Genomic DNA, 25652 nt, shown 5'->3' on the forward strand with positions numbered 1-25652 from the left:
CCCCTGAGTTCCAGCCCGGAATACCCCGTGTCATAACAAGAGCGTCACACCTTTGGCCTGACCACTCCACCAAGAACAAAGCGGCCCTTAGAGTCACGGCCAGTCACCGCGCCCACCGGATTCCTGTCAGTTCGGTTCCGCGCTCGACTCGGCCACCCAACAGGGGACGGCCGTGCCAGGGGAAAGGACTGATCGTGCGTCAACGTTCGCTCATAGCCATCACCGCTGCACTCACCGCGGGGGCACTCACCCTCACCGCCTGTGGCTCACGCGACGACAAGGACAAGGAAGACTCCGCGGGCGGCGGAACCACCGTTGTCATCGGCGTCGACGCGCCACTGACCGGCGACTTGTCCGCGCTGGGCCTCGGCATCCGCAACTCCGCGGACCTCGCCGCCAAGCAGGCCAACGAGAAGAAGTACGTCGACGGCATCACCTTCAAGATCGAAGCCGCCGACGACCAGGGGCAGCCCGCGTCGGGCCAGACCAACGCCACCAAGTTCGTCGCCAACAAGGAAATCCTCGGCGCCGTCGGCCCCCTGAACTCCTCCGTCGGCGAGTCGATGCAGAAGGTCTTCGACGACGCGAAACTCGTCCAGGTCTCCCCCGCCAACACCAACCCGGCCATGACCCAGGGCCAGGACTGGAACGGCGGCAAGAAGGTGCGCCCCTACAAGGCCTACTTCCGTACGGCCACCACGGACGCCGTCCAGGGCCCGTTCGCCGCGCAGTACCTCTTCAACGAGGCCAAGAAGAAGAAGGTCTTCGTCGTCGACGACAAGAAGACCTACGGCGCAGGCCTCGCCGCCACCTTCAAGGACGAGTTCACCAAGCTCGGCGGCAAGGTCGCGGGCACCGAGCACGTGAACCCGGACACCAAGGACTTCGGCGCCGTCGCCACCAAGATCAAGAACTCTGACGCGGACGTCGTCTACTACGGCGGCGAGTACCCCGCCGCAGGACCGCTCAGCAAGCAGATGAAGAAGGCCGGAGCCAAGATCCCGCTCGTCGGCGGCGACGGCATCTACAGCGCCGACTTCGTCAAGCTCGCCGGCAAAGAGGGCAAGGGCGACATGGCCACCTCCATCGGCCAGCCCGTCGAGGAACTGCCGTCCGCCAAGGAGTTCATCGCGAACTACAAGAAGGCCGGCTACAAGGAGGCCTACGAGGCCTACGGCGGCTACTCCTACGACTCGGCCTGGGCCGTCATCGAAGCAGTCAAGAAGGTCGTCGAGGACAACGACGGCAAGCTGCCCGACGACGCCCGCGCCAAGATCGTCGACGCCATGCAGGACGTCTCCTTCGACGGCGTGACCGGCAAGGTCTCCTTCGACGAGTACGGCGACGCGACCAACAAGCAACTCACCGTGTACGAGGTCAAGTCCACCGAGGACCCGACCAAGGGCTGGAAGCCGGTCAAGTCCGGCACCTTCACCGGCTGATCCACCCCGCAGCACGACACCACCGCGCGGGGCGCTGCCTCAGCAGCGCCCCGCGCGGCGTCGCATCCGTCACCTAAGCCGTCCGTCCTGCGAGGCCAACCGCCACCGCCCGCAGGCCGAACGACACCGAAAGACTCGGAGGACCTGCGGTGCACGAACTGCCGCAACAGCTGGTCAACGGCCTGCTACTGGGATCCATGTACGGCCTGATCGCCATCGGCTACACAATGGTCTACGGCATCGTCCAGCTCATCAACTTCGCCCATGGCGAGATCTTCATGGTCGGCGGCTTCGGCGCCCTCACCGTCTGGCTGTGGCTCCCGGGCGGCACCAGCATGTGGCTCGCCCTGCCGCTCATGCTCATAGGCGCCGTCATCGTCTCCACCCTCATAGCGGTCGGAGCCGAACGCTTCGCCTACCGCCCCCTGCGCGGCGCACCCCGCCTCGCACCCCTCATCACCGCCATCGGCCTCTCCCTCGCACTCCAGCAAGCCGTCTGGGCCTGGTACCCCAACGCCAAGTCGTCCCGCACCTTCCCCGAAATGCCCGGCGACTCCATCCACATGGGCTCCATCACCATCCAGCCCGGCGACATCTTCCTGCTGATCACCGCACCGATCTGCATGTTCGCCCTCGGCTACTTCGTGATGAAGACCCGCGTCGGACGCGGCATGCAAGCCACCGCCCAAGACCCCGACACCGCCAAGCTCATGGGTGTCAACACCGACCGCGTCATCGTCGTGGCCTTCGCGATCGGCGCCGCCTTCGCCGGCATCGCCGCCGTCGCCTACGGCTTCCGCTACGGAGAAGTCCAGTTCCGCATGGGCTTCCTCTGGGGCCTCAAAGCCTTCACCGCCGCCGTACTCGGAGGCATCGGCAACATCTACGGCGCGATGATCGGCGGCCTCGTCCTCGGCATCGCCGAAGCCATGGCCACCGCCTACATGAACGACATCCCCGGCATGAGCCAGCTCGGCGGGCAGTCCTGGGCCGACGTCTGGGCCTTCGTACTCCTCATCGTCGTACTCCTCGTCAGGCCACAAGGTCTCCTTGGCGAGCGCGTCGCGGACAGGGCGTGAGAACCATGACCACACAGACCACTGCGGCCGACGCGCCAAGCCCCAAGCAGGACCACACCCCCACCGGTCTCATCGCCATCCCCGAGGGCCCCGCCCGCGCACTCGCCACCGGCGGCGGCATCCTCACCGTCATCTCCACGTTCATGGCCTGGACCTGGACCGCGGCATTCCCCGGCGACCTCACCGTCTACGGCTACCCCGGCGGCCTCCAGGTGCTCGCCCTGATCGCCGGCCTCCTCACCACGCTCTTCGGCCTCGCCTCGTACGGCATCAAAGGCGTACGGGCGCTGACTCCCGGCGGCGCCGACGCCGCGCTCAAGTACGCGGCGCTCGCCGCCTTCGCCACCACCTGGTACACGATCATCTCGATCAGCTACCAGCTCGGCGGCCTCGCCAACCTCGACCCCGGCGGCTGGGTCGCCGCCATCGCCACCCTCGCCTCCTTCATCGGCGCCCTCGCCCTGCCCTTCGTACGACCGCACACCTACGCGATCGACCCCGAAGACACCAGCGGGGAACAGCTCAAGCACCGCGCGCGCAACGCGATGATCATCTTCAAGGGCGCCTTCGCCGCCGAAGCACCACCCACGCCGCGCAAGCTCCCCAGCTACGTCGAGATCCTCATCATCATCGCCGCGCTCTCGGTGGGCCTCCTGGTCTTCACCTACGGCATCGGCACCGAATACGACGAACTCTTCATCGGCTTCCTGATCACCGTGGCATTCGGCTTCGCCGCGCTGTCCAAGGCCGGACTCGTCGCCCAGGTCTCCACCTACACCGGGCGGCACCGCAACATCACACTCATCGGCGCCTTCATCGCCGCCGCCGCCTTCCCGTTCACCCAGAGCGACGACCAGTACGCCACCATCGGCGTCTACATCCTCATCTTCGCCACCGTCGCACTCGGCCTGAACATCGTCGTCGGCCTCGCCGGACTCCTCGACCTCGGATACGTCGCCTTCCTCGGCGTCGGCGCCTACGCGGCATCCATGGTCTCCGGATCGCCGTCCTCACCCTTCGACGTCCACCTGCCGTTCTGGGGCGCCATCCTGGTCGGCGCGGGCGCATCACTCATCTTCGGCGTCCTCATCGGCGCCCCGACACTGCGACTGCGCGGCGACTACCTCGCCATCGTCACCCTCGGCTTCGGAGAGATCTTCCGCCTCGTCGCCATGAACTCCGACGGCACATCGGGCCCGGACATCACCAACGGCTCGAACGGCATCTCCTCGATCCCGAACCTCAAGATCCTGGGCTTCGACCTGGGCATCGAGCACAGCATCCTCGGCGTCACCATCGGCCGCTTCGCGAACTACTTCTTCCTGATGCTGCTCATCACCCTCGTCGTCGTCCTCGTCTTCAGGCGCAGCGGCGACTCCCGCATCGGACGCGCCTGGGTCGCCATCCGCGAGGACGAAACCGCCGCGCTCGCCATGGGCATCAACGGCTTCCGCGTGAAGCTCATCGCCTTCGCGCTCGGCGCCACGCTCGCCGGACTCGCGGGCACAGTGCAGGCGCACGTCACCTACACCGTGACGCCCGAGCAGTACCAGTTCGCCAACACGGTCCCGCCCAACTCGGCGTTCCTGCTCGCCGCGGTCGTCCTCGGCGGCATGGGCACCATCAGCGGACCCCTCGTCGGCGCGGCGCTGCTCTACCTCATCCCCAGCAAGCTCTCCTTCCTCGGCGACTACCAGCTCTTCGCCTTCGGCCTCGCGCTCGTACTGCTCATGCGCTTCCGCCCCGAGGGCCTCATCCCCAACCGCCGCCGCCAGCTCGAATTCCACGAAGCCGAACTGGCCCCCGGCGACACGCCGCCACCCACAGTCCTCAGCAAGACAGGGGCCTGAGCCATGACCACCGACACCACCACAAACAAGGACAGCTCCGCCGCGACGCCGCCCGGAGAAACCGTCCTCGACGCCCGAGGCGTCACCATGCGGTTCGGCGGCCTCACCGCCGTACGCTCCGTCGACCTCACCGTCAACAGCGGCGAAATCGTCGGCCTCATCGGCCCCAACGGCGCCGGCAAGACCACCTTCTTCAACTGCCTCACCGGCCTCTACATCCCCACCGAGGGCGAAGTCCGGTACAAAGGCACGGTCCTGCCCAGCAAATCCTTCAAGGTCACAGCGGCCGGCGTGGCCCGCACCTTCCAGAACATCCGCCTCTTCGCCAACATGACCGTCCTGGAGAACGTCCTCGTCGGCCGCCACACGCGTACGAAGGAAGGCCTCTGGTCCGCCCTGCTGCGAGGCCCCGGCTTCCACAAGGCGGAGGCCAAGTCCAAGGCCCGCGCCCTGGAACTCCTCGAGTTCGTCGGCCTCGCCGAGAAAGCGGAACACCTCTCCCGCAACCTCCCCTACGGCGAACAACGCAAGCTGGAGATCGCCCGCGCGCTGGCGAGCGAGCCCGGCCTGCTCCTCCTCGACGAGCCGACCGCAGGCATGAACCCGCAGGAAACCCGCGCCACCGAAGAACTCGTCCTCGCCATCCGGGACATGGGCATCGCCGTCCTCGTCATCGAGCACGACATGCGCTTCATCTTCAACCTCTGCGACCGCGTCGCCGTACTCGTCCAAGGCGAAAAACTCGTCGAAGGCGACAGTGAAACCGTCCAACAGGACGACCGCGTCATCGCCGCCTACCTGGGCGAGCCCTTCGAAGGAGCCCCCGGCAGCACCGAAGCCGACACGACGGGCAACGAGGAGACCAGCCGATGACCGCACTGCTCGAAGTCGAAGACCTCAAAGTCGCCTACGGCAAGATCGAAGCCGTCAAAGGCATCTCCTTCAAGGTCGAAGCCGGCGAGGTCGTCACACTGATCGGCACCAACGGCGCAGGCAAGACCACCACACTGCGCACACTCTCCGGACTCCTCAAGCCGGTCGGCGGCTCCATCAAATTCAACGGAAAAGCACTACGCAAATACCGCGCAGACCAGATCGTCGCACTCGGCCTCGCCCACTCCCCCGAGGGCCGCCACATCTTCCCGCGCATGACGATCGAGAACAATCTGCGCCTCGGCGCATACCTGCGCAACGACAAGGCCGCCATCGAAAAGGACATCGCGCGCGCCTACGAACTCTTCCCCATTCTCGGGGAACGCAGAAAGCAGGCAGCCGGCACGCTCTCCGGCGGCGAACAGCAAATGCTCGCCATGGGCCGCGCCCTCATGTCCCAGCCGAAACTGCTCATGCTCGACGAACCCTCCATGGGCCTATCGCCGATCATGATGCAGAAGATCATGGCGACCATCTCCGAGCTCAAGTCCCAGGGCACGACCATTCTCCTCGTCGAGCAGAACGCCCAGGCGGCGCTCTCACTCGCCGACCACGGTCACGTCATGGAAGTCGGCAAGATCGTCCTCTCCGGAACGGGGAACGACCTGCTGCACGACGAGTCCGTACGGAAGGCGTACCTCGGCGAGGACTGAAGCACTTCGCGGTACGTGTACGAGAAAGGCCCGCACCCCGGCTTCGGGGTGCGGGCCTTCTCGTATGCGTGTGTGAGCGAGCGGGGACTACTGCCCCTTGGCCGCCTTCTTCTCGTCGGCGTCCTCGATGACCGCCTCCGCGACCTGCTGCATCGAAAGACGCCGGTCCATCGACGTCTTCTGGATCCAACGGAACGCGGCGGGCTCCGTCAGGCCGTACTCCGTCTGCAGGATCGACTTCGCGCGGTCCACCAGCTTCCGCGTCTCCAGACGCAGGGTGAGGTCCGCGACCTCCTTCTCCAGCGTCTTCAGCTCCGTGAAACGCGAGACGGCCATCTCGATCGCCGGGACAACGTCGGTCTTGCTGAAGGGCTTCACGAGGTACGCCATCGCGCCCGCGTCCCTGGCCCGCTCGACCAGGTCACGCTGCGAGAACGCGGTCAGCATGAGCACCGGGGCGATGGACTCCTCGGCGATCTTCTCGGCCGCGGAGATGCCGTCCATGACGGGCATCTTCACGTCAAGGATCACCAGGTCCGGCTGGTGCTCGCGGGCCAGCTCGACGGCTTTCTCACCGTCACCGGCCTCACCGACGACGGTGTAACCCTCTTCCTCGAGCATCTCCTTGAGGTCGAGCCGGATAAGAGCCTCGTCCTCGGCGATGACGACACGGGTCGTCAGCGGAGGCACGTGCGACTTGTCGTCGTCATCGGCTACGGGCTGGGGCGACTCGGGGGAAGTCACGGGGGCTCCTCGATCAGGGCTGGGGTGCAGCTCCCAAGAGCCTACCTAGCTGCGGTATGGTGGTTGGGCAGCGGGTCGGGGAGAACCTTCGATTCGTTAGGCCCCGGTAGTCCAATTGGCAGCAGACGAAGGTCTCAAACACCTTACAGTGTGGGTTCGAGTCCCACCCGGGGCACTTTTCCTTGGATTCCAAGGTCACCACCCGCAAGCGGATGTTCTCGTTCCCGTGAACATCCGCTTTTTGCTGCTCGCCGCCATGATCAGGCGCACACAGTTGTGCCATGAACTTCCACGGCACAGAGGTACGGCAGAAAGCCCTCACGCTGCTGCGAGGCGGCACGAAAAACGCGGACGTTGCCCGCCAGCTGAATGTCCCGAGCGGCACCATCTCGTACTGGCGACATATGGACCGCGCCAAACGCGGAGAGTGTCCGGGAAAACACGACCCCAAGTGCCCGCAGTGCGACGGCTGCGATCTCGATAGGACGGCGTACTCCTACCTTCTGGGGCTCTACCTAGGAGACGGGCACATCATTCAGTACTCGGGGCACCGCACGCCCAGCCTCATGATCACCTGCACCGAGTCGTGGCCCGGGCTCATGGACGACTGCGAGCGAGCCATGCGCACCGTCTTCCCGGACAACTCCGTCTGCCGAGTGCGCAGAAAGGGGTGCAGCAACGTCAAGGTCTACTCGAACCACTTGTGGTGCATGTTCCCGCAACACGGAGCGGGCAAGAAGCACGAGCGTCGGATCGCCCTCGAGCCCTGGCAACAGGAGATCGTCGACGCCCACCCCTGGGAGTTCGTCCGCGGCCTCATCCACTCCGACGGCTGCCGGAACCTCAACTGGACGACCCGAATGGTCGGCGGGGAGCGCAAGCGCTACGAATACCCCAGGTACTGGTTCACCAATGTCTCGGACGACATCCGCAAGCTCTACACCGACACTCTCGACAAGCTCGGCGTCGAATGGAAGCACTGCACCCGCCACGGCAACCCCTACAACATCTCCGTCGCCCGCAGAGCCTCAGTAGCCCTCATGGACACCCACGTAGGCCCCAAATACTGACCCACCCCACGCCCACGCAATAGGACACGTCACACCCCTCCCCCGGCCTCCCTGGGAGTTGCCCCAAATCCACGGCGAACCCTTGCCCCGCCCAGTACCCCGCTGCGATCTTCGGCCCCATGACTCCCCTGAACAGGCGCAGCTTCGTCGCCGCTGCCGCGGGTGCCGCCGCGGCGGCCGTGGCCATGAATCCCCAGACCGCGTCCGCGATCGACCGCGAAGGCACCCGCAGTGGTGGTGACGACTTCGCCGACGCCGACAAGGGGTTCATCGCCGCCCTCACTCCGGGAGTGGTGAAGAACGCCAAGGGCCAGGTCGTCTGGGACAGCGACGCGTACGGCTTCCTGAACCAAGACGCCCCCAAGACCGCGCACAAGAGCCTGTGGCGCCAGTCGCAGCTCGTGGCGAAGCAGGGGCTCTACAAGGTCACGGACCGTGTTTACCAGGTGCGTGGCCTCGATCTGTCGAACATGACGCTCGTCGAGGGTGACACCGGTGTCGTCGTCATCGATCCGCTGATCTCGGCGGAGACCGCTGCCGCCGCGCTCAAGCTCTACCGCGAGCACCGCGGTCCCAAGAAGGTCACCGGGCTCATCTACACGCATCCGCACGTCGATCACTTCGGCGGCTGCCGTGGGGTGCTGCCTGATGGCGCGGGTGACGTGCCGATCCTCGCTCCCGACGGTTTCATGGAGCACGCCGTATCCGAGAACGTCTACGCCGGGACTGCGATGCAGCGGCGCTCCGGGTACATGTACGGGGCGCTGCTCCCGAAGTCCCCTGCGGGGCAAATCGGTTGCGGTCTCGGGCAGACCGTTTCGGTGGGGTCGATCGGGTTGATTCCGCCTACCAAGGACATCACCGAGACCGGTCAGGTCGAGACCGTGGACGGGGTGCGGTTCGAGTTTCAGATGACGCCGGGGACCGAGGCGCCCGCTGAGATGAACTTCGTTCTTCCCGAGCTGCGTGCCGTCTGCATGGCGGAGAACGCGACGCACACGATGCACAACATCATCACGTTGCGTGGTGCGCAGGTGCGGGATGCCCGGCAGTGGGCGCGCTACCTCAACGAGTCCGTGGTGTTGTTCGGCGGGCGGGTCGATGTCGCCTTCGCCTCGCATCACTGGCCTACGTGGGGTGGCGACACCATCGTCGAGCTGCTTGAGCAGCAGCGGGACCTGTACGCGTACATGCATGATCAGACGCTGCGGATGATCAATTCAGGGATGACCGGGCGGGAGATCGCCGAGGAGATCGAGTTGCCTCCCGCGCTTGCCGGCGTATGGGCGAATCGTGGTTACTACGGGTCGCTCAGCCATAACGTGAAGGGCATTTATCAGCGGTACATGGGGTGGTTCGACGGCAACCCGGCGCATCTGTGGGAGCACCCTCCCGTCGCGGAGGCCAAGCGGTACGTCAAGGCCATGGGTGGGCGTACGGCGACGGTTGCCAAGGCCAAGGCGTTCGCGAAGGGCGGTGATCTGCGGTTCGCGGTGACGTTGCTCAATCATGTCGTGTTCGCGGACCCCGGGCACAAGGCCGCCAAGTTCGAACTCGCCAAGCTCTACACGAAGTTGGGGCAGGCCTCGGAGAATGCCGTGTGGCGGAACTTCTATCTGATGGGCGCCCAGGAACTTCGCGAAGGCGTGCGGGGCACCCCCACCTCCGTCGCGAGTGCCGACATGTTGATGGCCCTCTCCGTGGATCAGTTGATCGATTCCGTGGCGATCCGCGTGAACGGCCCGAAGGCGTGGGATCTGAAGCTGCGGATGGACTGGAGTCTTCCGGCGCTGGGCAAGGTGTGGCATCTGACCTTGCGCAACGGCGTGTTGACCTACCGCAGCGACGCGAAGAGGGACCCGGACGCGGGTGTCACGCTGACGATGACCAAGCCCCAGTTGCTCGCGTTGCTGGGCGGCAAGGGGCTTGGTGACATCGAGGTGGAGGGCGACGCGTCGCTCCTGGCCCGGCTGCTCGGCGTCGTGGACAAGCCGGATCCGGATTTCGCGATCGTGACGCCGTAGGTGCTACTGGGTGCTGTCGTCCTCGCCGATGTGGTGGATGCGTACGAGGTTGGTGGAGCCGGCGACTCCGGGTGGGGAGCCCGCGGTGATGACCACGACGTCGCCCTTCTCGCAGCGTCCGTACTTGAGGAGCAGCTCGTCGACCTGGCGGACCATGGCGTCGGTGGATTCGACGTGCGGGCCGAGGAAGGTCTCCACGCCCCAGGTGAGGTTCAGCTGGGAGCGCGTCGCTCGGTCGGGGGTGAAGGCGAGGAGCGGGATGGGTGAGCGGTAGCGGGAGAGGCGGCGGACGGTGTCGCCGGACTGGGTGAAGGCGACGAGGAATTTCGCGCCGAGGAAGTCGCCCATTTCGGCGGCGGCGCGGGCGACGGCGCCGGCCTGGGTGCGGGGCTTGTTGCGCTCGGTCAGGGGCGGGAGGCCCTTGGCGAGGATGTCTTCCTCGGCGGCTTCGACGATGCGGGCCATCGTGCGGACGGTCTCGATGGGGTATTTACCGACGCTGGTTTCGCCGGAGAGCATCACCGCGTCCGTGCCGTCGATGACGGCGTTGGCGACGTCGGAGGCCTCGGCGCGCGTGGGGCGGGAGTTGTCGATCATCGAGTCGAGCATCTGGGTGGCGACGATGACCGGCTTCGCGTTCCGCTTGGCGAGTTTGATGGCGCGCTTCTGGACGATCGGCACTTGTTCGAGGGGCATCTCGACGCCGAGGTCGCCGCGGGCGACCATGATCGCGTCGAAGGCGGCGACGATGTCGTCGATGTTCTCGACGGCCTGCGGCTTTTCGACCTTGGCGATGACGGGGAGGCGGCGGCCTTCCTCGTCCATGATGCGGTGGACGTCTTCGATGTCGCGGCCGCTGCGGACGAAGGACAGGGCGATGACGTCGAATCCTGAACGCAGGGCCCAGCGCAGGTCGGCCTGGTCCTTCTCGGAGAGGGCGGGGACGGATACGGCGACGCCGGGGAGGTTGAGTCCCTTGTGGTCGGAGACCATGCCGCCTTCGACGACGGTGGTGGTGACGCGGGGCCCGTCGACCGCTGTGACCTCCAGGGTCACTTTGCCGTCGTCGACGAGGATGCGTTCGCCGGGGGTGACGTCCTGGGCGAGGCCGTCGTAGGTGGTGCCGCAGGTCTGGCGGTCGCCCTCGACGCCTTCTTCGACGGTGATGGTGAACTCGTCGCCCCGTTCAAGGAGTACGGGTCCTTCGCTGAAGCGGCCGAGGCGGATCTTCGGGCCTTGAAGGTCGGCGAGGACGCCGACGCTGCGGCCTGTCTCGTCGGATGCCTTCCGTACGCGCTGGTAGCGCTCCTCGTGTTCGGCGTAGGTGCCGTGGCTGAGGTTGAAGCGGGCTACGTCCATTCCGGCTTCGACCAGTGCCTTGATCTGGTCGTACGAGTCGGTGGCGGGGCCCAGGGTGCAGACGATTTTTGCTCGGCGCATGCTTCGAGCCTAGGCCTTACCGACGGGTAGAGAATTGGCTGGGCATGACTACTCAACAACCTTTGCGTGAAGGGTTATTGACAAGTGTTGAATTGTGCGGGGCGCTGCTCTGATGAGCGATTTACGGGCGCCCCGCGGCGTAAAGCACGTAAAGCCCTTGTGTGACTACAGCTGCGGCGGTGTCATCGTGAAGCGCGCGTTGACCTGTGCGTAGACGTGTTGTCGCTGGGGTTCGAGGTCGAGGGGGGCGGCTTCCTGGGCCATGTCGGCCGCGCCGCCGTACGCGACGGTGCGCATGGCGGGTGTCGGGCCGCCGTAGCCGTAGGGCTGGGCGTTCTCGGCGCCGATGTCGGCGAGCTCGACGAGGGCGGCGAGCGAGGTACCCAGTGCGTCCGCGTATTCCCTGCCTCGCTGCACGGCTTCCCTGACCGCCTGCTGTCGGGCTTCGCGGTGGGTGGGCGAGTCGGGGCGCAGGGCCCAGTAGGGGCCGTCGACGCGGGTCAGTTCGAGGTCGGCGAGGCGTGTGGTGAGTTCGCCGAGGGCGGTGAAGTCGGTGAGTTCGGCTGTGATGTGGACCCGGCCGTGGTAGGCGCGGACGCGTTCGCCGCGGCCGTGTTTGGTGAGTTCGGGGCTGATGGAGAAGGCGCCGGTCTCCAGTGTTTCGACGGATTCGCCGTAGGTCTTCACGAGGTCGATGACGGTGGCGTTGCGGTGTGTCAGGTCGTTGAGGGCGTCGCGCCGGTCGGTGCCGCGTGCGCTGACGGTGATGCCGATGCGGGCGATCTCGGGGTCGACTTCGAGGTGTGCTTCGCCTTTGACGGCCAGGCGCGGGGCGTCGGGGGTGCCGTAGGGGGGCGGGGTGGGGGTGGTCTCGGGGGTGGTCTCGTCCATGCGGCCACTCTCGCACTGGGGGGCGGCAGCGGACAGCCATCGGACGCGGCACCGGACAGTCATCGGATCGAAACCTGCGGGGTCTGTTGCCGGTGGGGTGGTCGGGGTCAGAATCTACGCGCGTTATCTACGCGCGTTACATCGGTCGACCAGAGGTCCAAGGGGAGTATGAAATGCCGCTGAACCGCCGGAAGTTCCTGGGCAAGTCCGCCGTCGCCACGGGCGTGGCGCTCGCGGGAGGCGTGGCTGCCGCGCCCTCCGTGTCGGCGCAGGCGCCCGGGGAGCCCGCCAAGCGGAAGAAGCGGTACTCGTTCACCGTCATGGGCACGACGGACCTGCACGGCAATGTCTTCAACTGGGACTACTTCACGGACAAGGAGTTCGACGACAAGGACCACAACGACGTGGGTCTGGCGAAGATCTCCACGCTCGTGAACGAGATCCGCGAGGAGAGAGGCCGCCGCAACACGCTTCTCATCGATGCGGGCGACACCATTCAGGGCACCCAACTCTCTTATTACTACGCCAAGATCGACCCGATCACCGCCGCGCACGGCCCGGTCCATCCGATGGCGCAGGCGATGAACAGCATCGGCTACGACGCCGCGGCGCTCGGAAATCACGAGTTCAATTACGGCATTCCCGTGCTGCGGAAGTTCGAGGAGCAGTGCGATTTTCCGCTGCTCGGCGCCAACGCCCTCGACGCGAAGACGCAGAGGCCCGCTTTCCCGCCGTACTTCATGAAGCGTCTGCGCACCCCGCACGGCCGTGACGTGAAGGTGGCGGTTCTGGGCCTGACGAATCCCGGTATCGCGATCTGGGACAAGGCGAACGTCCAGGGCAAGATGACGTTTCCGGGCCTTGAGGAGCAGGCGGCGAAGTGGGTGCCGAAGCTGCGTTCCATGGGCGCGGACGTCGTGATCGTCTCGGCGCACTCCGGCTCCAGCGGCACGTCCTCGTACGGTGATCAGCTCCCGTACATCGAGAACGCGGCGGGTCTGGTGGCCGAGCAGGTGCCCGGCATCGACGCGATCCTGGTCGGGCACGCGCACACGGAGATCGCCGAGTACTTCGTGGAGAACAAGGAGACCGGAAAGAAGGTCGTCCTTTCCGAGCCGCTGAAGTGGGGCCAGCGCCTGACGCTTTTCGACTTCGACCTGGTGTGGGCCAAGGGCCGCTGGACGGTGGAGAAGGTCGGTGCGAAGGTCCTCAACTCCAATACGGCGGCGGAGGACAGGAAGGTCACCCGGCTCCTCGCCGATGAGCACAAGAAGGTCGTCGCGTACGTCAACCAGGTCATCGGTACGTCGACGCAGGCGATGAGCGCGGCCGAAGGCCCGTACAAGGATGTCGCGATCATCGATCTGATCAGCCATGTCCAGGCGGAGACGGTCAAGGAGGCGCTGAAGGGCGGTCAGTACGCGGCGCTTCCCGTGCTCTCGCAGGCTTCGTGTTTCTCGCGTACGGCGGGCGTCCCGGCGGGCGAGGTGACGATCAAGGACGCGGCGGGGCTCTACCCGTTCGAGAACACGCTTGAGGCGCGGCTCGTCACGGGCGCGCAGCTCAAGGAGTACCTGGAGTTCTCGGCGCGCTACTACGTGCAGACGGCGGCCGGTGCCCCGGTGGACCCGGCGAAGCTGACGAACGCGGACAAGATCCCGGACTACAACTACGACGCGCTGTACGGCGTGACGTACGAGATCGACATCGCCAAGCCCGCGGGTTCGCGCATCGCGAAGCTGAGCTTCGACGGCAAGGACATCGACCCGAAGGCCGAGTTCGTGCTGGCGGTCAACAACTACCGTGCGAGCGGCGGCGGGAATTTCCCGCACGTGGCGGGTGCCAAGCAGCTGTGGGCGAACTCGGACGAGATCCGCAACACGATCATCCAGTGGGTGCGGGCGAAGGGGACGGTGGACCCGGGCCAGTTCGCGTCGGTGGACTGGAAGCTGACCCGGGACGGTACGCCCGTCTTCTAGGCCTGCCTGCTAGGCCTTCAGGGCTGTCAGGTCGATGGCGTCGGCGAGGGCCTTCGCGCCGGCGTCGTTGACGTGCAGGCCGTCGCCGCTGTCGTAGTCGTCGTGGATCCGGTCGGGGTCGGCCGGGTCCGCGACGGCCGCGGCGAAGTCGGCGTAGGCGTCGTAGGGGCTTTCGGCGCCCCGGATCCAGTCGTTGACCTCGCGGGCCACGGCCACGCCCTCGGGGGTGGAGTAGCCCTCGAAGACGGTGTCCTTGTAGGGGCCGATGGTGGTGGCGATCGCGGTCAGCCCGGCTGCGTGGATCCGGTCGGCGAGGGCGGTCAAGCCCGCGATGAGGTCATCGGCGGTGGGTATGGGCGCGGTCTCCGGGAACGCCTCCTGGCCGGGGATGCCGAGGTCGTTGAGGCCGAAGTGGACCAGGACGTGGGTGGCTCCGGGCACGTCCAGGGCGTCGCGTTCGAGGCGGGCCAGGGCGTGTTCGCCGATCTCGTCGGTGAGCAGGCGGTTGGCGGAAAGCCCTTGGTTGACCACCCAGCCGTCGCTTCCGGCCTCCCGCAGCCGGTCGTTGAGCAGGTCGGGGAAGCGGCGGTCGGTGTCGGGCGTGGTGCCCGTGCCCTCGAACCACGAGTCCCCGAAGGCGACCGTGACGGCCGTGCCGGCGGGGGCGAGGACGTCGGCCCCGCTGATGAAGTGGCGGGTGGCGAGTTCCTCAAGGCCTTCGGCGCCGTCGAGGGTGGGCGCCAAGAGGGCGTTGCCGGGTACCGCGTAGCCGGTGCGCAGCGGCACCGCCGAGTAGGTGGAGAGGCCGGTGTCCTCGGGCAGCCAGAGGCTGAGGGCCAGTTCGTCACCGGCGGTGAAGGTGCCCTCGACGGCATCGCTGATGATCTCTTCCCCGGCCTGGACGGTGAAGTCCTCGGCGCCGCCGACGCGCAGGGGCGTGTCGCTGCCGGACTCGATGCCGCTGCCTTCGGTGCGTCTGGCGAGGCGGGCGCCGCCGATGTGGAGGGGTTCCTTGCCGTAGCGGTTGCTGAGGCGGACGCGGACGGCGCTGCCGCCGCCGTCGAGGCGGATGATCTGACGGAGGGTCTGGCGGGAGAAGGCGCGGAGTTCGAAGAGGTCGATGCTCTCGTGGGGGCTGACGACGGCGGAGCGGAACGCTGCGGTCCAGGAGGCCTTGGAGTCTGTTGTCATGCTCGGCTGAACAGGGCGGATGGCGTCGGTATTTCGTCCTGCGGTGTCTTTCGCGCAGGAATATTCGGCGGCGCGACAGCGCTTGGGGGCGGACAATTCCGTCCATGGATGACGCACTTGGGACAGCGCTCGACCCCGTACTCCGCGACCTTTCGGCCACGTGCGCCGTGCGGGCCACCGTGGTCGAGGAGGCGGATTTCCTCGGCCAGGGCGAGGACGTGGTCATGGTGTACGCGTCCGACGGCTCGGGGCAGGGCGTCTCGGTCGCGGCCCACCAGAGCGCGGCGGAGCGGGTCGCGGACGTCGCGGATCAGGTGCAGGGGTGGGCGGTCGAGGAGCTGTGCGCCCAGTTGAAGCCCGCGGTGTGGCCGGAGTGTCCCGCGCACCCCGACACGCATCCGCTGCGGGCCGGGGTGGTGGAGGGGGCCGCGGTGTGGTCGTGTCCGAGGACGCTGCGGGTCGTCGCGCCCATCGGGGAGCTGGCCACCTGAGGCGGGGCCTTGGGTGTCAGTTCTTGAGGCGTACGAGGTTGCCGCGCTGCTCGCCGATGCGGCCGGCCGCGGTGGTGTGTCCCTCCGGTGTCTGGAGGCCGAAGCTGGTGAACGCGGTGCGCTGCGGGAGCGGGTAAGGGGACTGTCCCGTCAGGGAGTTGAGGATGGTGGCGCTGCGCCAGGCGGCGAGGCCGAGGTCGGGGGCGCCGACGCCGTGGGTGTGGCGTTCGGCGTTCTGTACGTAGACGTTGCTGCCGGTGGCGGTGACGGAGGGGTCGAGGACGAGGCGGTACTGCTCGTCGATGCGGGGGCGCTCCGAGGAGTCGCGGCGCATGTAGGGGTCGAGGCCCGCGAGGAGCTGGCCGAGGGGGCGTTCGCGGTAGCCGGTGGCGAGCACGACCGCGTCCGTGGTGAGGCGGGAGCGGGTGCCCTGCTGGAGGTGTTCCAGGTGGAGTTCCACGCGGGTGGTGGCGACGCGGCCCGCGGTGCGCACCGAGACGCCGGGGGTGAGGACGGCGTCGGGCCAGCCGCCGTGGAGGGTGCGTTGGTAGAGCTCGTCGTGGATGGCGGCGATGGTGTCGGCGTCGATGCCCTTGTGGAGCTGCCACTGGTGGGGGACGAGGCCGTCGCGCACCGATTCGGGCAGGGAGTGGAAGTAGCGGGTGTAGTCGGGGGTGAAGTGTTCCAGGCCGAGCTTGGAGTACTCCATGGGCGCGAAGGCCTCGGTGCGGGCGAGCCAGTGGATCTTCTCGGCGCCGATCGGGCGGTGCTTGAGCAGGTCGAGGAAGACCTCGGCGCCGGACTGGCCCGAGCCGATGACGGTGATGTGGTCGGCGGCGAGCAGCCGGTCGCGGTGCAGGAGATAGTCCGCGGAGTGGATCACGGGGACGGTGGGGGCGTCCGCGAGGGGCTTGAGGGGTTCGGGGATGTGGGGCGCGGTGCCGACGCCGACGGCGATGTTCTTCGTGTACGTCCGGCCGAGCGCCTCGGCCTCTCCGTCGGCGTCGAGCTGTGTGAAGTCGACTTCGAAGAGGTCCCGTTCGGGATTCCAGCGCACGGCGTCGACCTGGTGCCCGAAGTGCAGCGCGGGGAGGTTCTCGCTGACCCAGCGGCAGTACGCGTCGTACTCGGCGCGCTGGATGTGGAACCGCTCGGCGAAGTAGAAGGGGAAGAGGCGCTCGCGGGTCTTGAGGTAGCTGAGGAAGGACCAGGGGCTCGCCGGGTCGGCGAGGGTCACCAGGTCGGCGAGGAACGGTACTTGGAGGCTTGCGCCGTCGATGAGGAGCCCGGGGTGCCAGTGGAAGGCGGGCCGCTGTTCGTAGAAGGCGGCGTCGAGTGCGGCCAGGGGCTGGGCGAGGGCGGCGAGGGAGAGGTTGAAGGGGCCGATGCCGATGCCGACCAGGTCCCGGGGTTCTTCGGGGGTGGTGAGCGGCGGGGCGGGCTTGTCGTTCTGGCCGGTCATCGGGGGGTGGTTCCTTCCACGAGCTTCAGGAGCTCGGCGAGGTCGCCGGGCCGGGTGTGCGGGTTGAGCAGGGTGGCTTTGAGCCAGCGGCGTCCGTCGATCCTGGCCCGCCCGAGGACGGCGCGTCCTTGGGTGAGGAGTTCTCGCCTGACGTACGCGATGTGGTCGTCGTCGGCGCCGACGGGACGGAACAGGACGGTGCTGATGACGGGCTGGTCGTAGAGCTCGAAGCCGGGGTGCGCGGTGACAAGCCCGGCGAACTCCTGCGCCTGGGCGCAGACTTGGTCGACGAGTGCGCCGATGCCCTCGCGCCCGAGGGCCTTGAGGGTGACGGCGATCTTGAGTACGTCGGGTCTGCGCGTGGTGCGCAGGGAGCGGCCGAGGAGGTCGGGGAGGCCTGCTTCGGTGTCGTCGCCCGCGTTGAGGTAGTCGGCGTGGTGGCCGAGCGCGGCGAGGTCGCGGCCGTCGCGGACCAGGATCAGCCCGGCGGCGACGGGCTGCCAGCCGAGCTTGTGCAGGTCGAACGTGACGCTGTCGGCGCGCTCCATGCCGTGCAGCAGCGCTCTTCGTACGTTGCTGAAGAGGAGCGGGCCGCCGTACGCGGCGTCGATGTGCAGTCGGGCGCCGTGGGCCGCGCAGAGGTCGGCGATCTGGTCGAGGGGGTCGATGAGCCCCGCGTCGGTGGTGCCGGCGGTGGCGGTGACGAGGAACGTGCCGGGTGGGCCCGTGAGTTCGGAGAGCGCTTCGTCGAGCGCGGCCGGGTCGAGGACACCTGCGGGTGCCGGGACGGTGACCGGTTCCGGCATGCCGAGCAGCCAGGCGGCGCGGCCGAGCGAGTGGTGGGCGTTCTCGCCGACGACGAGCTGGAGGGGGCCGTGCGCGGCGGTGCGCTCGCGGGCCAGGAGCAGGGCTAGCTGGTTGGACTCGGTGCCGCCGGTGGTGACGAGGGCGTCTGAGCTTCCGGGGCCGTAGGTCTCCGCCGTGAGGGCGCGGGTGACCAGGGTCTCGATCTCCGATGCGGCGGGGGCCTGGTCCCAGGAGTCCATCGAGGGGTTGAGCGCGGACGCGGCCAGGTCGGCGGCGACGGCCAGGGCGAGCGGTGGGCAGTGCAGGTGGGCGGCGCAGAGGGCGTCGGCGGGGTCGGCGGCGCCTTCCGCCAGTGCGTGGACCAGCGTGCGGAGGGCTGCTTCGGCGCCTTCGCCCCGGGCGGGCAGGATCTGGCCGGTGGCCTCGCGCACTCGGGCGGCCACCGCGGTGGGGCCGCCCGCGGGGAGCGGTCCTCCGCGGGCGGTCGCCCCGGTGCGCAGGGCTTCCAGGGTGGTGGTGAGCAACGGCCGCAGCGCGTCCGGGCCTTGGGCTCCTCCGGCGAGGGGCGGCGGAGTGCTCATGGGCGATGTCCTTCGGGTGCGCGCGGGCGGGGACAACCAGCCTGTCCGCCGAGCGGACGGCACGCCCGGAGAGCTCAACGATCCGAACCCGAAAGTGGTACTGGTGCGGGGAGAGGGGGTGCGGGGGTGGGCCCGGGTGCTAGTCGCTCCCGCGTGGGGGGACGGGATTCGACTGCGGGTGCGTCTTGGTTGCTCGCGCCGTTCCCCGCGCCCCTTACGGGGCCGGCCCGGGGGCCGTCTCAGGCTTGGAAATCGTTTGCGTGGTCCCGTGTCCACTCCGTGAATGTTCGTGCCGGGGTGCCCGTTACCGACTTCACGGTGGAGGTGATCTCCGGTGCTGTGCCGACGAGTTCGGCGAAGGACTCCAGGACGGTCGGCAGCATTGCCGCGGGGATGTGGGGGAACATGTCCTCGGTGACTTCCTCCGGGGGCACCTCTACGAACCGCAGGTCGCGGGCCAGTGCCTGGCCGATGGTGTGGATCTGCTCCTCGGTCGACACCGCGGTGGGGCCCGTGAGGCGGTGGGCGACTCCTCGGTGGCCGTCGTCGAGGAACGCGCGAGCGGCCACGGCGGCGATGTCGGCCTCGTGGATGGGTGCTGTGAGGGCTCCGGCGAAGGGGCCGCGTACGGTGTCGCCGGCGCGGATCTGGTCCGCCCACTGGAAGGAGTTGGCGGCGAAGGCGTTGGGCCGCAGGAAGGTCCAGTCGAGGCCGCTGCGGCGCACCCGCTCCTCCAGGTCCGCGTGCGCGACGTGGATGGGGTGCGTCTCGTCGGCTCCCTCCTGGATGATGCCCGACGACAGCGCGACGACGTGCTGGACGCCGCCCTTGCGGGCCGCCGCGAGGACCGCGTCGGCGTGGTCGCCGACGGCCGCCAGGTGCAGGAAGAGCGCGGTCGCGCCTTCGAAGAGGGGGGCGAGGTCGGCCGGTTCGGCGGCGGGGTCGAAGCGCGCCACCTCGGCGCCCGACGGCAGCCCCGCCCGCAGCGGATCGCGGGTCAGCGCGCGGACGGGGACGTGCGCGGCGGTGAGCTGGGTGACGAGGGCGCGGCCCACGTTTCCGGTGGCACCGGTGGCGACGATCACAGCGGGCTCCTAAGGATCTTGTGCTGGATCTTCGACCCTAGGCGGCCGCGCGGGCCACGGAATCGTCGGCTGGGACCAGGTCCGGGTCGGTCCACGGACCTAGGCCCTGTCGTTGAACTCCGTCGGCACGGCCTAGGCCCGCGTCGCCTCCCGTACCCGCAACGCCCGCGCCAGGTCGTCCAGTTGGTCGGCCAGCTTGCGGCGCAGCGCGGGGATGGGGTCGGCGTCGCGCAGGCACTCCTCGCCCAGGCGGAGCGTCTCGGCGTCCACCGCGGAGACCGGGAAGGCCCACCGTCCTGCGACGTCCGCGATGGCGGGGCCGCGCCGGGCGGCGACGGCGACCGCGTCCTGGTAGTAGCGGGGGACGTACTCCCGTACGAGATCGGCCTGTTCGGGCTGCCAGAAGCCCTGGGCGGTGGCGGTGAGGAGGTAGTTGGAGAGGTCGTCCGAGGCGAACATCGCCTCCCAGGCGCGGCGCTTGGCCTCCGGGTCGGGCAGTGCGGCACGGCAGCGGGCCGCGCCCTCCTGCCCGGTGGCGCTGGGGTCGCGCTCCAGCTCGGCGGCGATCGCGGACTCGCCGGCGGCGCCGAGGACTGCGAGACGGGTCAGGACGCGCCAGCGCAGCTCGGGGTCGAGTTCGGGGCCGCCGGGGACGGTGCCCTCGGTGAGCCACTCCTGGAGCGGGTCGGGGCGCGTCGCCACGTCGATGAAGCCGCGCACGGCGGTGAGCCGCAGGCCCGCGTGTGAGCCGTCCTCCGTGCGCCGGATCAGGTCGCGGCACAGCTCGGTGAGGGTGGCGAGGGCGACGGCCCGCAGCTCCGGGGGGAGGAAGCGGCCCGCGACGTGGGTGGTGGCGAAGGCGAGGACGCCCTGGACGAGGGCGAGGTCGGTCTCGTCGGGCAGGTGCGCGCGGGCCGTCTCCAGGTAGGTCATGCCGTCGAGCTCGCCGTCGCGGACCATGTCGCGCAGGCTGTTCCACAGGACGGCGCGGGTGAGCGCGTCCGGGACGCGGGAGAGGCTGCGCAGGGCCGTCTCCATGGAGACCTCGTCGAGGCGGATCTTGGCGTATGTGAGGTCCTGGTCGTTCGGGACGATCAGGGCGGGGCGGCCGCCGTCGCGCGGCGCGGAGGCCCCGGAGCGGGGGACGTCCCTCTCGTGGCGCTCGCGCAGGACAAGGCCCTGGGGGTCGGTGAGGTCGCGGTCGTACACCCCGACGGCGACGCGGTGGGGGCGGCTGCCGTCCCGTTCGACGTCGAGCGTCCACTCGCGGGCGTCGTGCGTGACCGTCGAAGTGAGTGTGTCGACGCCGGTGGTGCGCAGCCAGGTGTCGGCCCATCCGTGCACGTCGCGGTCGGTGGCCTGGGCGAGGGATTCGATGAAGTCGGCGAGGGTGGCGTTGGCGAACTTGTGCCGGGCGATGTGGGTGTTGATGCCGGCGAGGAAGTCCTTCTCGCCGAGCCAGGCGACGAGTTGGCGCAGGGCGGAGGCGCCTTTGGCGTACGAGATGCCGTCGAAGTTGAGCATCGCGGACGCGGTGTCGGGCACGGCGTCGGGGTCGGGGGCGACGGGGTGGGTGGAGGGGCGCTGGTCGGCGTCGTAGCCCCAGGCCTTGCGGGCGATGCCGAAGTCCGTCCAGGGGTCGGTGGATGGGGTCTCCCCTGCTCGAACGGAGTTGAGAGCTTGGGGAAGGGTGGCTTCGGCGGTCGTCTGGAAGCCCATGTACTCGGCGAAGGACTCGTTCAGCCAGATGTCGTCCCACCAACGCAGGGTGACGAGGTCGCCGAACCACATGTGGGCCATCTCGTGGGCGATGACCATGGCGCGGGTCTGCCGCTCGGTGTCGGTGACGGCTGAGCGGTAGATGAACTCGTCGCGGAAGGTGACGAGTCCGGGGTTCTCCATCGCGCCGGCGTTGAACTCCGGGACGAACGCCTGGTCGTAGGAGTCGAAGGGGTAGGGCTCGTCGAACTTCTCGTGGTACCGGTCGTAGCACGCGCGCGTGACGTCGAGGATCTCGTCGGCGTCGGCGTCCAGGAAGGGTGCGAGCGAGCGGCGGCAGTGGATGCCGAAGGGAAGGCCGCGGTGTTCGGTGCGGACCGAGTGCCAGGGGCCCGCGGCGACGGCGACGAGGTACGTGGAGATCAGCGGGGTGGCCGCGGCCCGCCACGTCCCGCCTCCGATGTGCTCGGTGACGCCGTTCGCGAGGACCGTCCAGCCTTCGGGGGCGGTGACGGTCAGCTCGAAGACGGACTTCAGGTCGGGCTGGTCGAAGGCGGCGAAGACACGCTGCACGTCTTCCATGAACAGCTGCGTGTACGTGTACGTCTCGCCGTCCGTGGGGTCGGTGAAGCGGTGCATGCCCTCGCCGGTGTGCGAGTAGCGCATGGCCGCGTCGACGCGCAGTTCGTGCTCGCCCGCGGTGAGCCCGGTGAGCGCGAGCCGGTTCTCGACGAGGCCCTCCGGGTCGAGCGGCAGCCCGTCGAGGGTGACGGAGCGCAGCTCGGCAGGCTTGAGCTCGACGAAGGTGTCCGCCGTGGCGGCGGGACCGTCCGTGGGCTCCCCGAGCACCGTGAACCGGATGACGGTACGGGAGTCGAAGGTCTCGGCTCCCCGGGTCAGGTCGAGCTCGACCGTGTACCGCTGGACGTCGATGAGCCGGGCTCGGGTCTGCGCTTCGTCGCGCGTCAGTACGGGCATGCGTCCATGCTGCCTGATGTCACTGACAGGCGGCCCCGGTGGTCCGCGTCAGGACGACTTGGCGATCGTCTCGTGGTGGCGGATGACCTCCGCGATGATGAAGTTGAGGAGCTTCTCGGCGAACGCCGGATCCAGCTTCGCGCTCTCCGCGAGCTCGCGGAGCCGGGCGATCTGGCGGGCCTCGCGGGCCGGGTCGGCGGGCGGGAGGTGGTGGTTGGCCTTGAGATGGCCGACCTGCTGGGTGCATTTGAAGCGTTCGGCGAGCATGTGGACGACGGCGGCGTCGATGTTGTCGATGCTGTCGCGCAGGCGGGACAGCTCGGCGCGCACGGCCTCGTCCGCGGCACCGGCTCCGTTCGCGTCACTTGTGTGGCTGGTGGTCATGGTCCACGAGCCTACGTTGCCGGTCCTTCGCCGCCGACGGCGGAAGAGCGCAGAATCGGCGGGTGGTCCGGGTCGGGGATCTGCTGCGACCAGCCGCCCGGGACCGCGCGTCCCTGCTGCTCACGGAAGCGGACGGGTGCCATGCCCACGCGGCGCGTGAAAAGCCGCGAGAAGTACGCGGGGTCGTCGTAGCCGACGCGGCGCGCGACGGCCGCGACCGGCAGCTCCGTGGCGGCGAGCAGTTCCTTGGCGCGCCCCAGGCGGATACCGAGGAGGTAGTCCTTGGGGCTGCATCCCGCGCCCCTGCGCACCGCCGTGCGCAGTTCCGCGGGTGTCATGCCGTGCCGTGCCGCGTGCCCCGCGACGGAGAGCGGCTGAAAGGCGTCGCGGGCCAGTGCCTGGAGGACCGGGTCGCCGTCGGGGGCGATGTCGGCGCGGGCCCTGCGCAGCGCGACGAGGAGTTCGTGGACGGCGGCGCCCGTCTCGACCTCCAGGAGCGGGTTGCCGCGCCGTGCGGCGCGCGCGATGCGCCCGACGGCGGCACGCGCCCCGGTCGCGTCGGAGAGCGGCACGACGGGCCGGGTGGGTTCTATGTAGCCGAGTTCGGTGTACGTCGTCGTGGCGGGCCCGGTGAAGTCGACGAAGCACTCGTCCCAGCCGCTCTCCGGGTCGGGCCCGTAGTGGTGGCGCACTCCGGGGGTGAGCCAGATCAGCGCGGGCGCCGTCACCGTCGTACGCCGGCCGTCGGGTCCCTGGAACCAGCCGCCGCCCGCGCTCACGACGACGGCGACGTGGTGGTCGAGGGTGCGCGGGCCCACGGTCGGCAGGAGGCCGTGCTGCAGGCCGACGCCTAGGCAGGCGAGGCCGAGGCGGTGGTGGGCCGGGCTGGGCGTGAAATACCGCATCCACGTGTGGTACATCCGCTGGTGCCCCTCTCGTCCGGCCTCATCCGGGCCGCGGCCCGCTCGCTGCGTCCAACCCGCCTAGATCTTTGTCCATGGACCCTGCCGCCCGCCAGAGGTGATCGTGGTGAAGCGTCATGTGAGCGAGAGGACACGATGAACGGCTTCAGGGTGGGCGAGGACGATTTCGAACTGGACGGGCGGCCCGTACGGCTGCTCTCCGGTGCGCTGCACTACTTCCGGGTGCACGAGGCGCAGTGGGGCCACCGCCTCGCGATGCTGCGCGCGATGGGGCTCAACTGTGTGGAGACGTACGTCCCGTGGAACCTGCACGAGCCGCACCCCGGGGAGTTCAGCGATGTGGAGGCGCTCGGCCGTTTCCTGGACGCCGCCCACGATGCGGGCCTGTGGGCGATCGTCCGGCCAGGGCCGTACATCTGCGCCGAGTGGGAGAACGGCGGTCTTCCGCACTGGCTGACGGGCGCGGTGGGTCCGCGCGCGCGTACCCGTGACGGGGAGTATCTGGGGCACGTGGACCGCTGGTTCGGCCGTCTCCTGGCGGAGGTCGTCCCGCGCCAGCACGACCGGGGCGGTCCCGTGATCATGGTGCAGGTGGAGAACGAGTACGGCAGCTACGGCTCGGACCAGGTCTACCTGCGTCATCTCGTCGATCTGCTGCGCGCCGAGGGTGTGAGCGTGCCGCTGTTCACGTCCGACGGGCCCGAGGACCACATGCTCACCGGCGGGTCCGTCCCCGGTGTCCTGGCGACGGCCAACTTCGGCTCACGGGCCCGCGCGGGCTTCGAGACGCTGCGGGGGCACCGCCCCAAGGGGCCGTTGATGTGCATGGAGTTCTGGTGCGGCTGGTTCGACCACTGGGGCGCGGAGCACGTCGTGCGGGACGCTGCCGACGCCGCGGACGCGTTGCGCGAGATCCTGGAGTGCGGGGCCTCGGTCAACCTCTACATGGCGCACGGCGGCACGAACTTCGCCGGGTGGGCGGGGGCGAACCGGGGTGGCGGCGCGCTGCACGACGGCGCCCTGGAGCCGGATGTCACCTCGTACGACTATGACGCGCCCGTCGACGAGTTCGGGCGCCCCACGGAGAAGTTCTGGCTCTTCCGCGAGGTGCTCGCCCCGTACGCGAAGGGCCCGCTGCCGGAGCCGCCCGCGCCGCTGCCCTCGCTCGGGGAGCGCGCTTCGGTCGGCCTCCCGGAGTGGGCGCCGCTGTCCGCCGTCATGGAGTCGCTCGGCGGTCCCGTGGCGGCGTACGCCGTACCGCCCACTTTCGAAGATCTCGATGTCGACCGCGGCCTGGTTCAGTACACGCTGACCGTGCCGGGTCCGCGGCAGCCGTACGTGCTGAGTGTGCGGGGGTTGCGGGACTTGGCCGTCGTGTACGTGGACGGGGTACGGGCCGGGGTCCTCACCGAGGAGGAGCCGGCTCTTGCGGAGCCCGTCGCGGGGCACGCGCGCGTGGAGCTCTGGGTGGAGTCCCTGGGGAGGGTCAACTACGGGCCGCGGACCGGCGAGGGGAAGGGCATCACCGGCGGGGTGCTGCATGAGCGGCAGTATCTGCACGGGGTGGAGGCCAGGGGGCTGCGGCTCGACGCGTTCTCCTCGGCGGAGGCTGTCAGGAAGGTGCCTGCCACTGGGGTCGAGGGTGGGCGCCGGGGGCTGTACCGGGGCTCGGTGGTTGTCCGTGGGGCCGGTGACGCGGTGCTCGAACTGCCTGGCTGGGTGCGGGGGTTCGTGTGGGTGAACGGGTTCAATCTGGGGCGGTACTGGGAGGTGGGGCCGCAGTCCTCCCTGTACGTTCCCGGGGCGGTGCTCCGGGAGGGGGAGAACGAGGTGTGGGTGCTTGAGCTGGAAGGGGCGGCCGAGGCGGGAGCGGTTTCCCTCTCCCCGGTCCCGCCCCGCTGAGGTTGCCGGACGGGCTGAGAGATC

At 68.8% G+C, this 25652-nt stretch carries 20 protein-coding genes and 1 tRNA gene; 11 read left to right on the forward strand and 10 right to left on the reverse strand.

The features are described from left to right. Window positions 1-194 precede the first annotated feature (194 nt). The 5 genes from E5671_RS14865 (at window position 195) to E5671_RS14885 (ending at window position 5957) form a co-directional block, all read left to right on the forward strand. A complete protein-coding gene (locus tag E5671_RS14865; RefSeq protein ID WP_160504438.1) occupies window positions 195-1442 on the forward strand; it encodes an ABC transporter substrate-binding protein in 1248 nt (415 codons plus the stop codon). A 149-nt stretch (window positions 1443-1591) separates the two neighbouring features. Then, entirely contained in the window at window positions 1592-2521 is a 930-nt protein-coding gene (locus E5671_RS14870; RefSeq protein WP_160504439.1) for an ABC transporter permease subunit, read from the forward strand. Between the two features lie 5 nt (window positions 2522-2526). Further along, the gene (locus tag E5671_RS14875; RefSeq protein WP_160504440.1) at window positions 2527-4371 is read left to right on the forward strand and encodes a branched-chain amino acid ABC transporter permease; all 1845 of its coding nucleotides are present in this window, start codon (window positions 2527-2529) and stop codon (window positions 4369-4371) included. 3 nt (window positions 4372-4374) lie between these two features. Beyond that, window positions 4375-5244 (forward strand): ABC transporter ATP-binding protein, encoded by an 870-nt coding sequence (locus E5671_RS14880; RefSeq protein ID WP_160504441.1) that lies wholly within the window; start codon window positions 4375-4377, stop codon window positions 5242-5244. Beyond that, the gene (locus E5671_RS14885) at window positions 5241-5957 is read left to right on the forward strand and encodes an ABC transporter ATP-binding protein (protein WP_160504442.1); all 717 of its coding nucleotides are present in this window, start codon (window positions 5241-5243) and stop codon (window positions 5955-5957) included. Before E5671_RS14880 ends, E5671_RS14885 begins: the two co-directional genes overlap by 4 nt. An 87-nt stretch (window positions 5958-6044) precedes the next feature. Here the strand turns inward: E5671_RS14885 and E5671_RS14890 are convergent, their stop codons facing one another. Then, a complete protein-coding gene (locus E5671_RS14890; RefSeq protein WP_160504443.1) occupies window positions 6045-6701 on the reverse strand; it encodes a response regulator in 657 nt (218 codons plus the stop codon). A gap of 100 nt (window positions 6702-6801) precedes the next feature. Here E5671_RS14890 and E5671_RS14895 point away from each other — a divergent pair. From E5671_RS14895 to E5671_RS14905, 3 genes are all read left to right on the forward strand, one after another. Next, window positions 6802-6876, forward strand: a tRNA-Leu gene (locus E5671_RS14895). A gap of 106 nt (window positions 6877-6982) precedes the next feature. Continuing rightward, window positions 6983-7771 carry a helix-turn-helix domain-containing protein gene (locus tag E5671_RS14900; RefSeq protein ID WP_160504444.1) on the forward strand — a complete coding sequence of 263 codons (789 nt, stop codon included), beginning with the start codon at window positions 6983-6985 and terminating at the stop codon, window positions 7769-7771. Between the two features lie 119 nt (window positions 7772-7890). Beyond that, the gene (locus tag E5671_RS14905; protein ID WP_160504445.1) at window positions 7891-9795 is read left to right on the forward strand and encodes an alkyl/aryl-sulfatase; all 1905 of its coding nucleotides are present in this window, start codon (window positions 7891-7893) and stop codon (window positions 9793-9795) included. Between the two features lie 3 nt (window positions 9796-9798). Here E5671_RS14905 and pyk read toward each other — a convergent pair whose 3' ends face one another. Together pyk and E5671_RS14915 are read right to left on the reverse strand one after the other, a co-directional pair. Then, window positions 9799-11235 carry a pyruvate kinase gene (gene pyk / locus E5671_RS14910; protein ID WP_160504446.1) on the reverse strand — a complete coding sequence of 479 codons (1437 nt, stop codon included), beginning with the start codon at window positions 11233-11235 and terminating at the stop codon, window positions 9799-9801. A gap of 165 nt (window positions 11236-11400) precedes the next feature. Continuing rightward, window positions 11401-12126, reverse strand: a complete 726-nt coding sequence (locus tag E5671_RS14915) for an SIMPL domain-containing protein (protein ID WP_160504447.1) — start codon at window positions 12124-12126, stop codon at window positions 11401-11403. A gap of 173 nt (window positions 12127-12299) precedes the next feature. Between E5671_RS14915 and E5671_RS14920 the strand changes: the two genes are divergently transcribed. Beyond that, on the forward strand, window positions 12300-14105 hold the full coding sequence (locus E5671_RS14920) for a bifunctional metallophosphatase/5'-nucleotidase (RefSeq protein ID WP_160504448.1): 1806 nt from the start codon (window positions 12300-12302) through the stop codon (window positions 14103-14105). Window positions 14106-14114: 9 nt separating this feature from the next. Here the strand turns inward: E5671_RS14920 and E5671_RS14925 are convergent, their stop codons facing one another. Then, window positions 14115-15296, reverse strand: coding sequence for a GDSL-type esterase/lipase family protein (locus E5671_RS14925; RefSeq protein WP_160504449.1), 1182 nt, complete (start codon window positions 15294-15296; stop codon window positions 14115-14117). A 104-nt stretch (window positions 15297-15400) separates the two neighbouring features. Between E5671_RS14925 and E5671_RS14930 the strand changes: the two genes are divergently transcribed. Continuing rightward, window positions 15401-15787 (forward strand): hypothetical protein, encoded by a 387-nt coding sequence (locus E5671_RS14930; RefSeq protein ID WP_160504450.1) that lies wholly within the window; start codon window positions 15401-15403, stop codon window positions 15785-15787. A gap of 16 nt (window positions 15788-15803) precedes the next feature. On the opposite strand, the gene E5671_RS14935 is transcribed toward E5671_RS14930, so the two are convergent. The 6 genes from E5671_RS14935 to E5671_RS14960 all read right to left on the reverse strand — a co-directional run bounded on the left by E5671_RS14935 (window position 15804) and on the right by E5671_RS14960 (window position 23723). Next, complete coding sequence (locus E5671_RS14935; protein ID WP_160504451.1) at window positions 15804-17249, reverse strand: lysine N(6)-hydroxylase/L-ornithine N(5)-oxygenase family protein; 1446 nt, start codon at window positions 17247-17249, stop codon at window positions 15804-15806. Next, entirely contained in the window at window positions 17246-18637 is a 1392-nt protein-coding gene (locus E5671_RS14940; protein ID WP_160504452.1) for a pyridoxal phosphate-dependent decarboxylase family protein, read from the reverse strand. The genes E5671_RS14935 and E5671_RS14940 overlap by 4 nt, the downstream gene beginning before the upstream one ends. Before the next feature lie 239 nt (window positions 18638-18876). Next, window positions 18877-19722, reverse strand: a complete 846-nt coding sequence (locus E5671_RS14945) for an NAD(P)H-binding protein (RefSeq protein WP_160504453.1) — start codon at window positions 19720-19722, stop codon at window positions 18877-18879. Window positions 19723-19854: 132 nt separating this feature from the next. Next, on the reverse strand, window positions 19855-22419 hold the full coding sequence (gene pepN / locus E5671_RS14950; protein WP_160504454.1) for an aminopeptidase N: 2565 nt from the start codon (window positions 22417-22419) through the stop codon (window positions 19855-19857). 48 nt (window positions 22420-22467) lie between these two features. After that, complete coding sequence (locus E5671_RS14955) at window positions 22468-22803, reverse strand: chorismate mutase (RefSeq protein ID WP_160504455.1); 336 nt, start codon at window positions 22801-22803, stop codon at window positions 22468-22470. 11 nt (window positions 22804-22814) lie between these two features. After that, window positions 22815-23723, reverse strand: a complete 909-nt coding sequence (locus tag E5671_RS14960) for a helix-turn-helix domain-containing protein (protein WP_160504456.1) — start codon at window positions 23721-23723, stop codon at window positions 22815-22817. 138 nt (window positions 23724-23861) lie between these two features. Here E5671_RS14960 and E5671_RS14965 point away from each other — a divergent pair, with 138 nt between their 5' ends. Continuing rightward, window positions 23862-25628, forward strand: a complete 1767-nt coding sequence (locus tag E5671_RS14965; RefSeq protein ID WP_160504457.1) for a glycoside hydrolase family 35 protein — start codon at window positions 23862-23864, stop codon at window positions 25626-25628. The last annotated feature ends 24 nt before the right edge of the window (window positions 25629-25652 follow it).

The organism is Streptomyces sp. BA2, from assembly GCF_009769735.1.
Classification (GTDB): Bacteria; Actinomycetota; Actinomycetes; order Streptomycetales; family Streptomycetaceae; genus Streptomyces.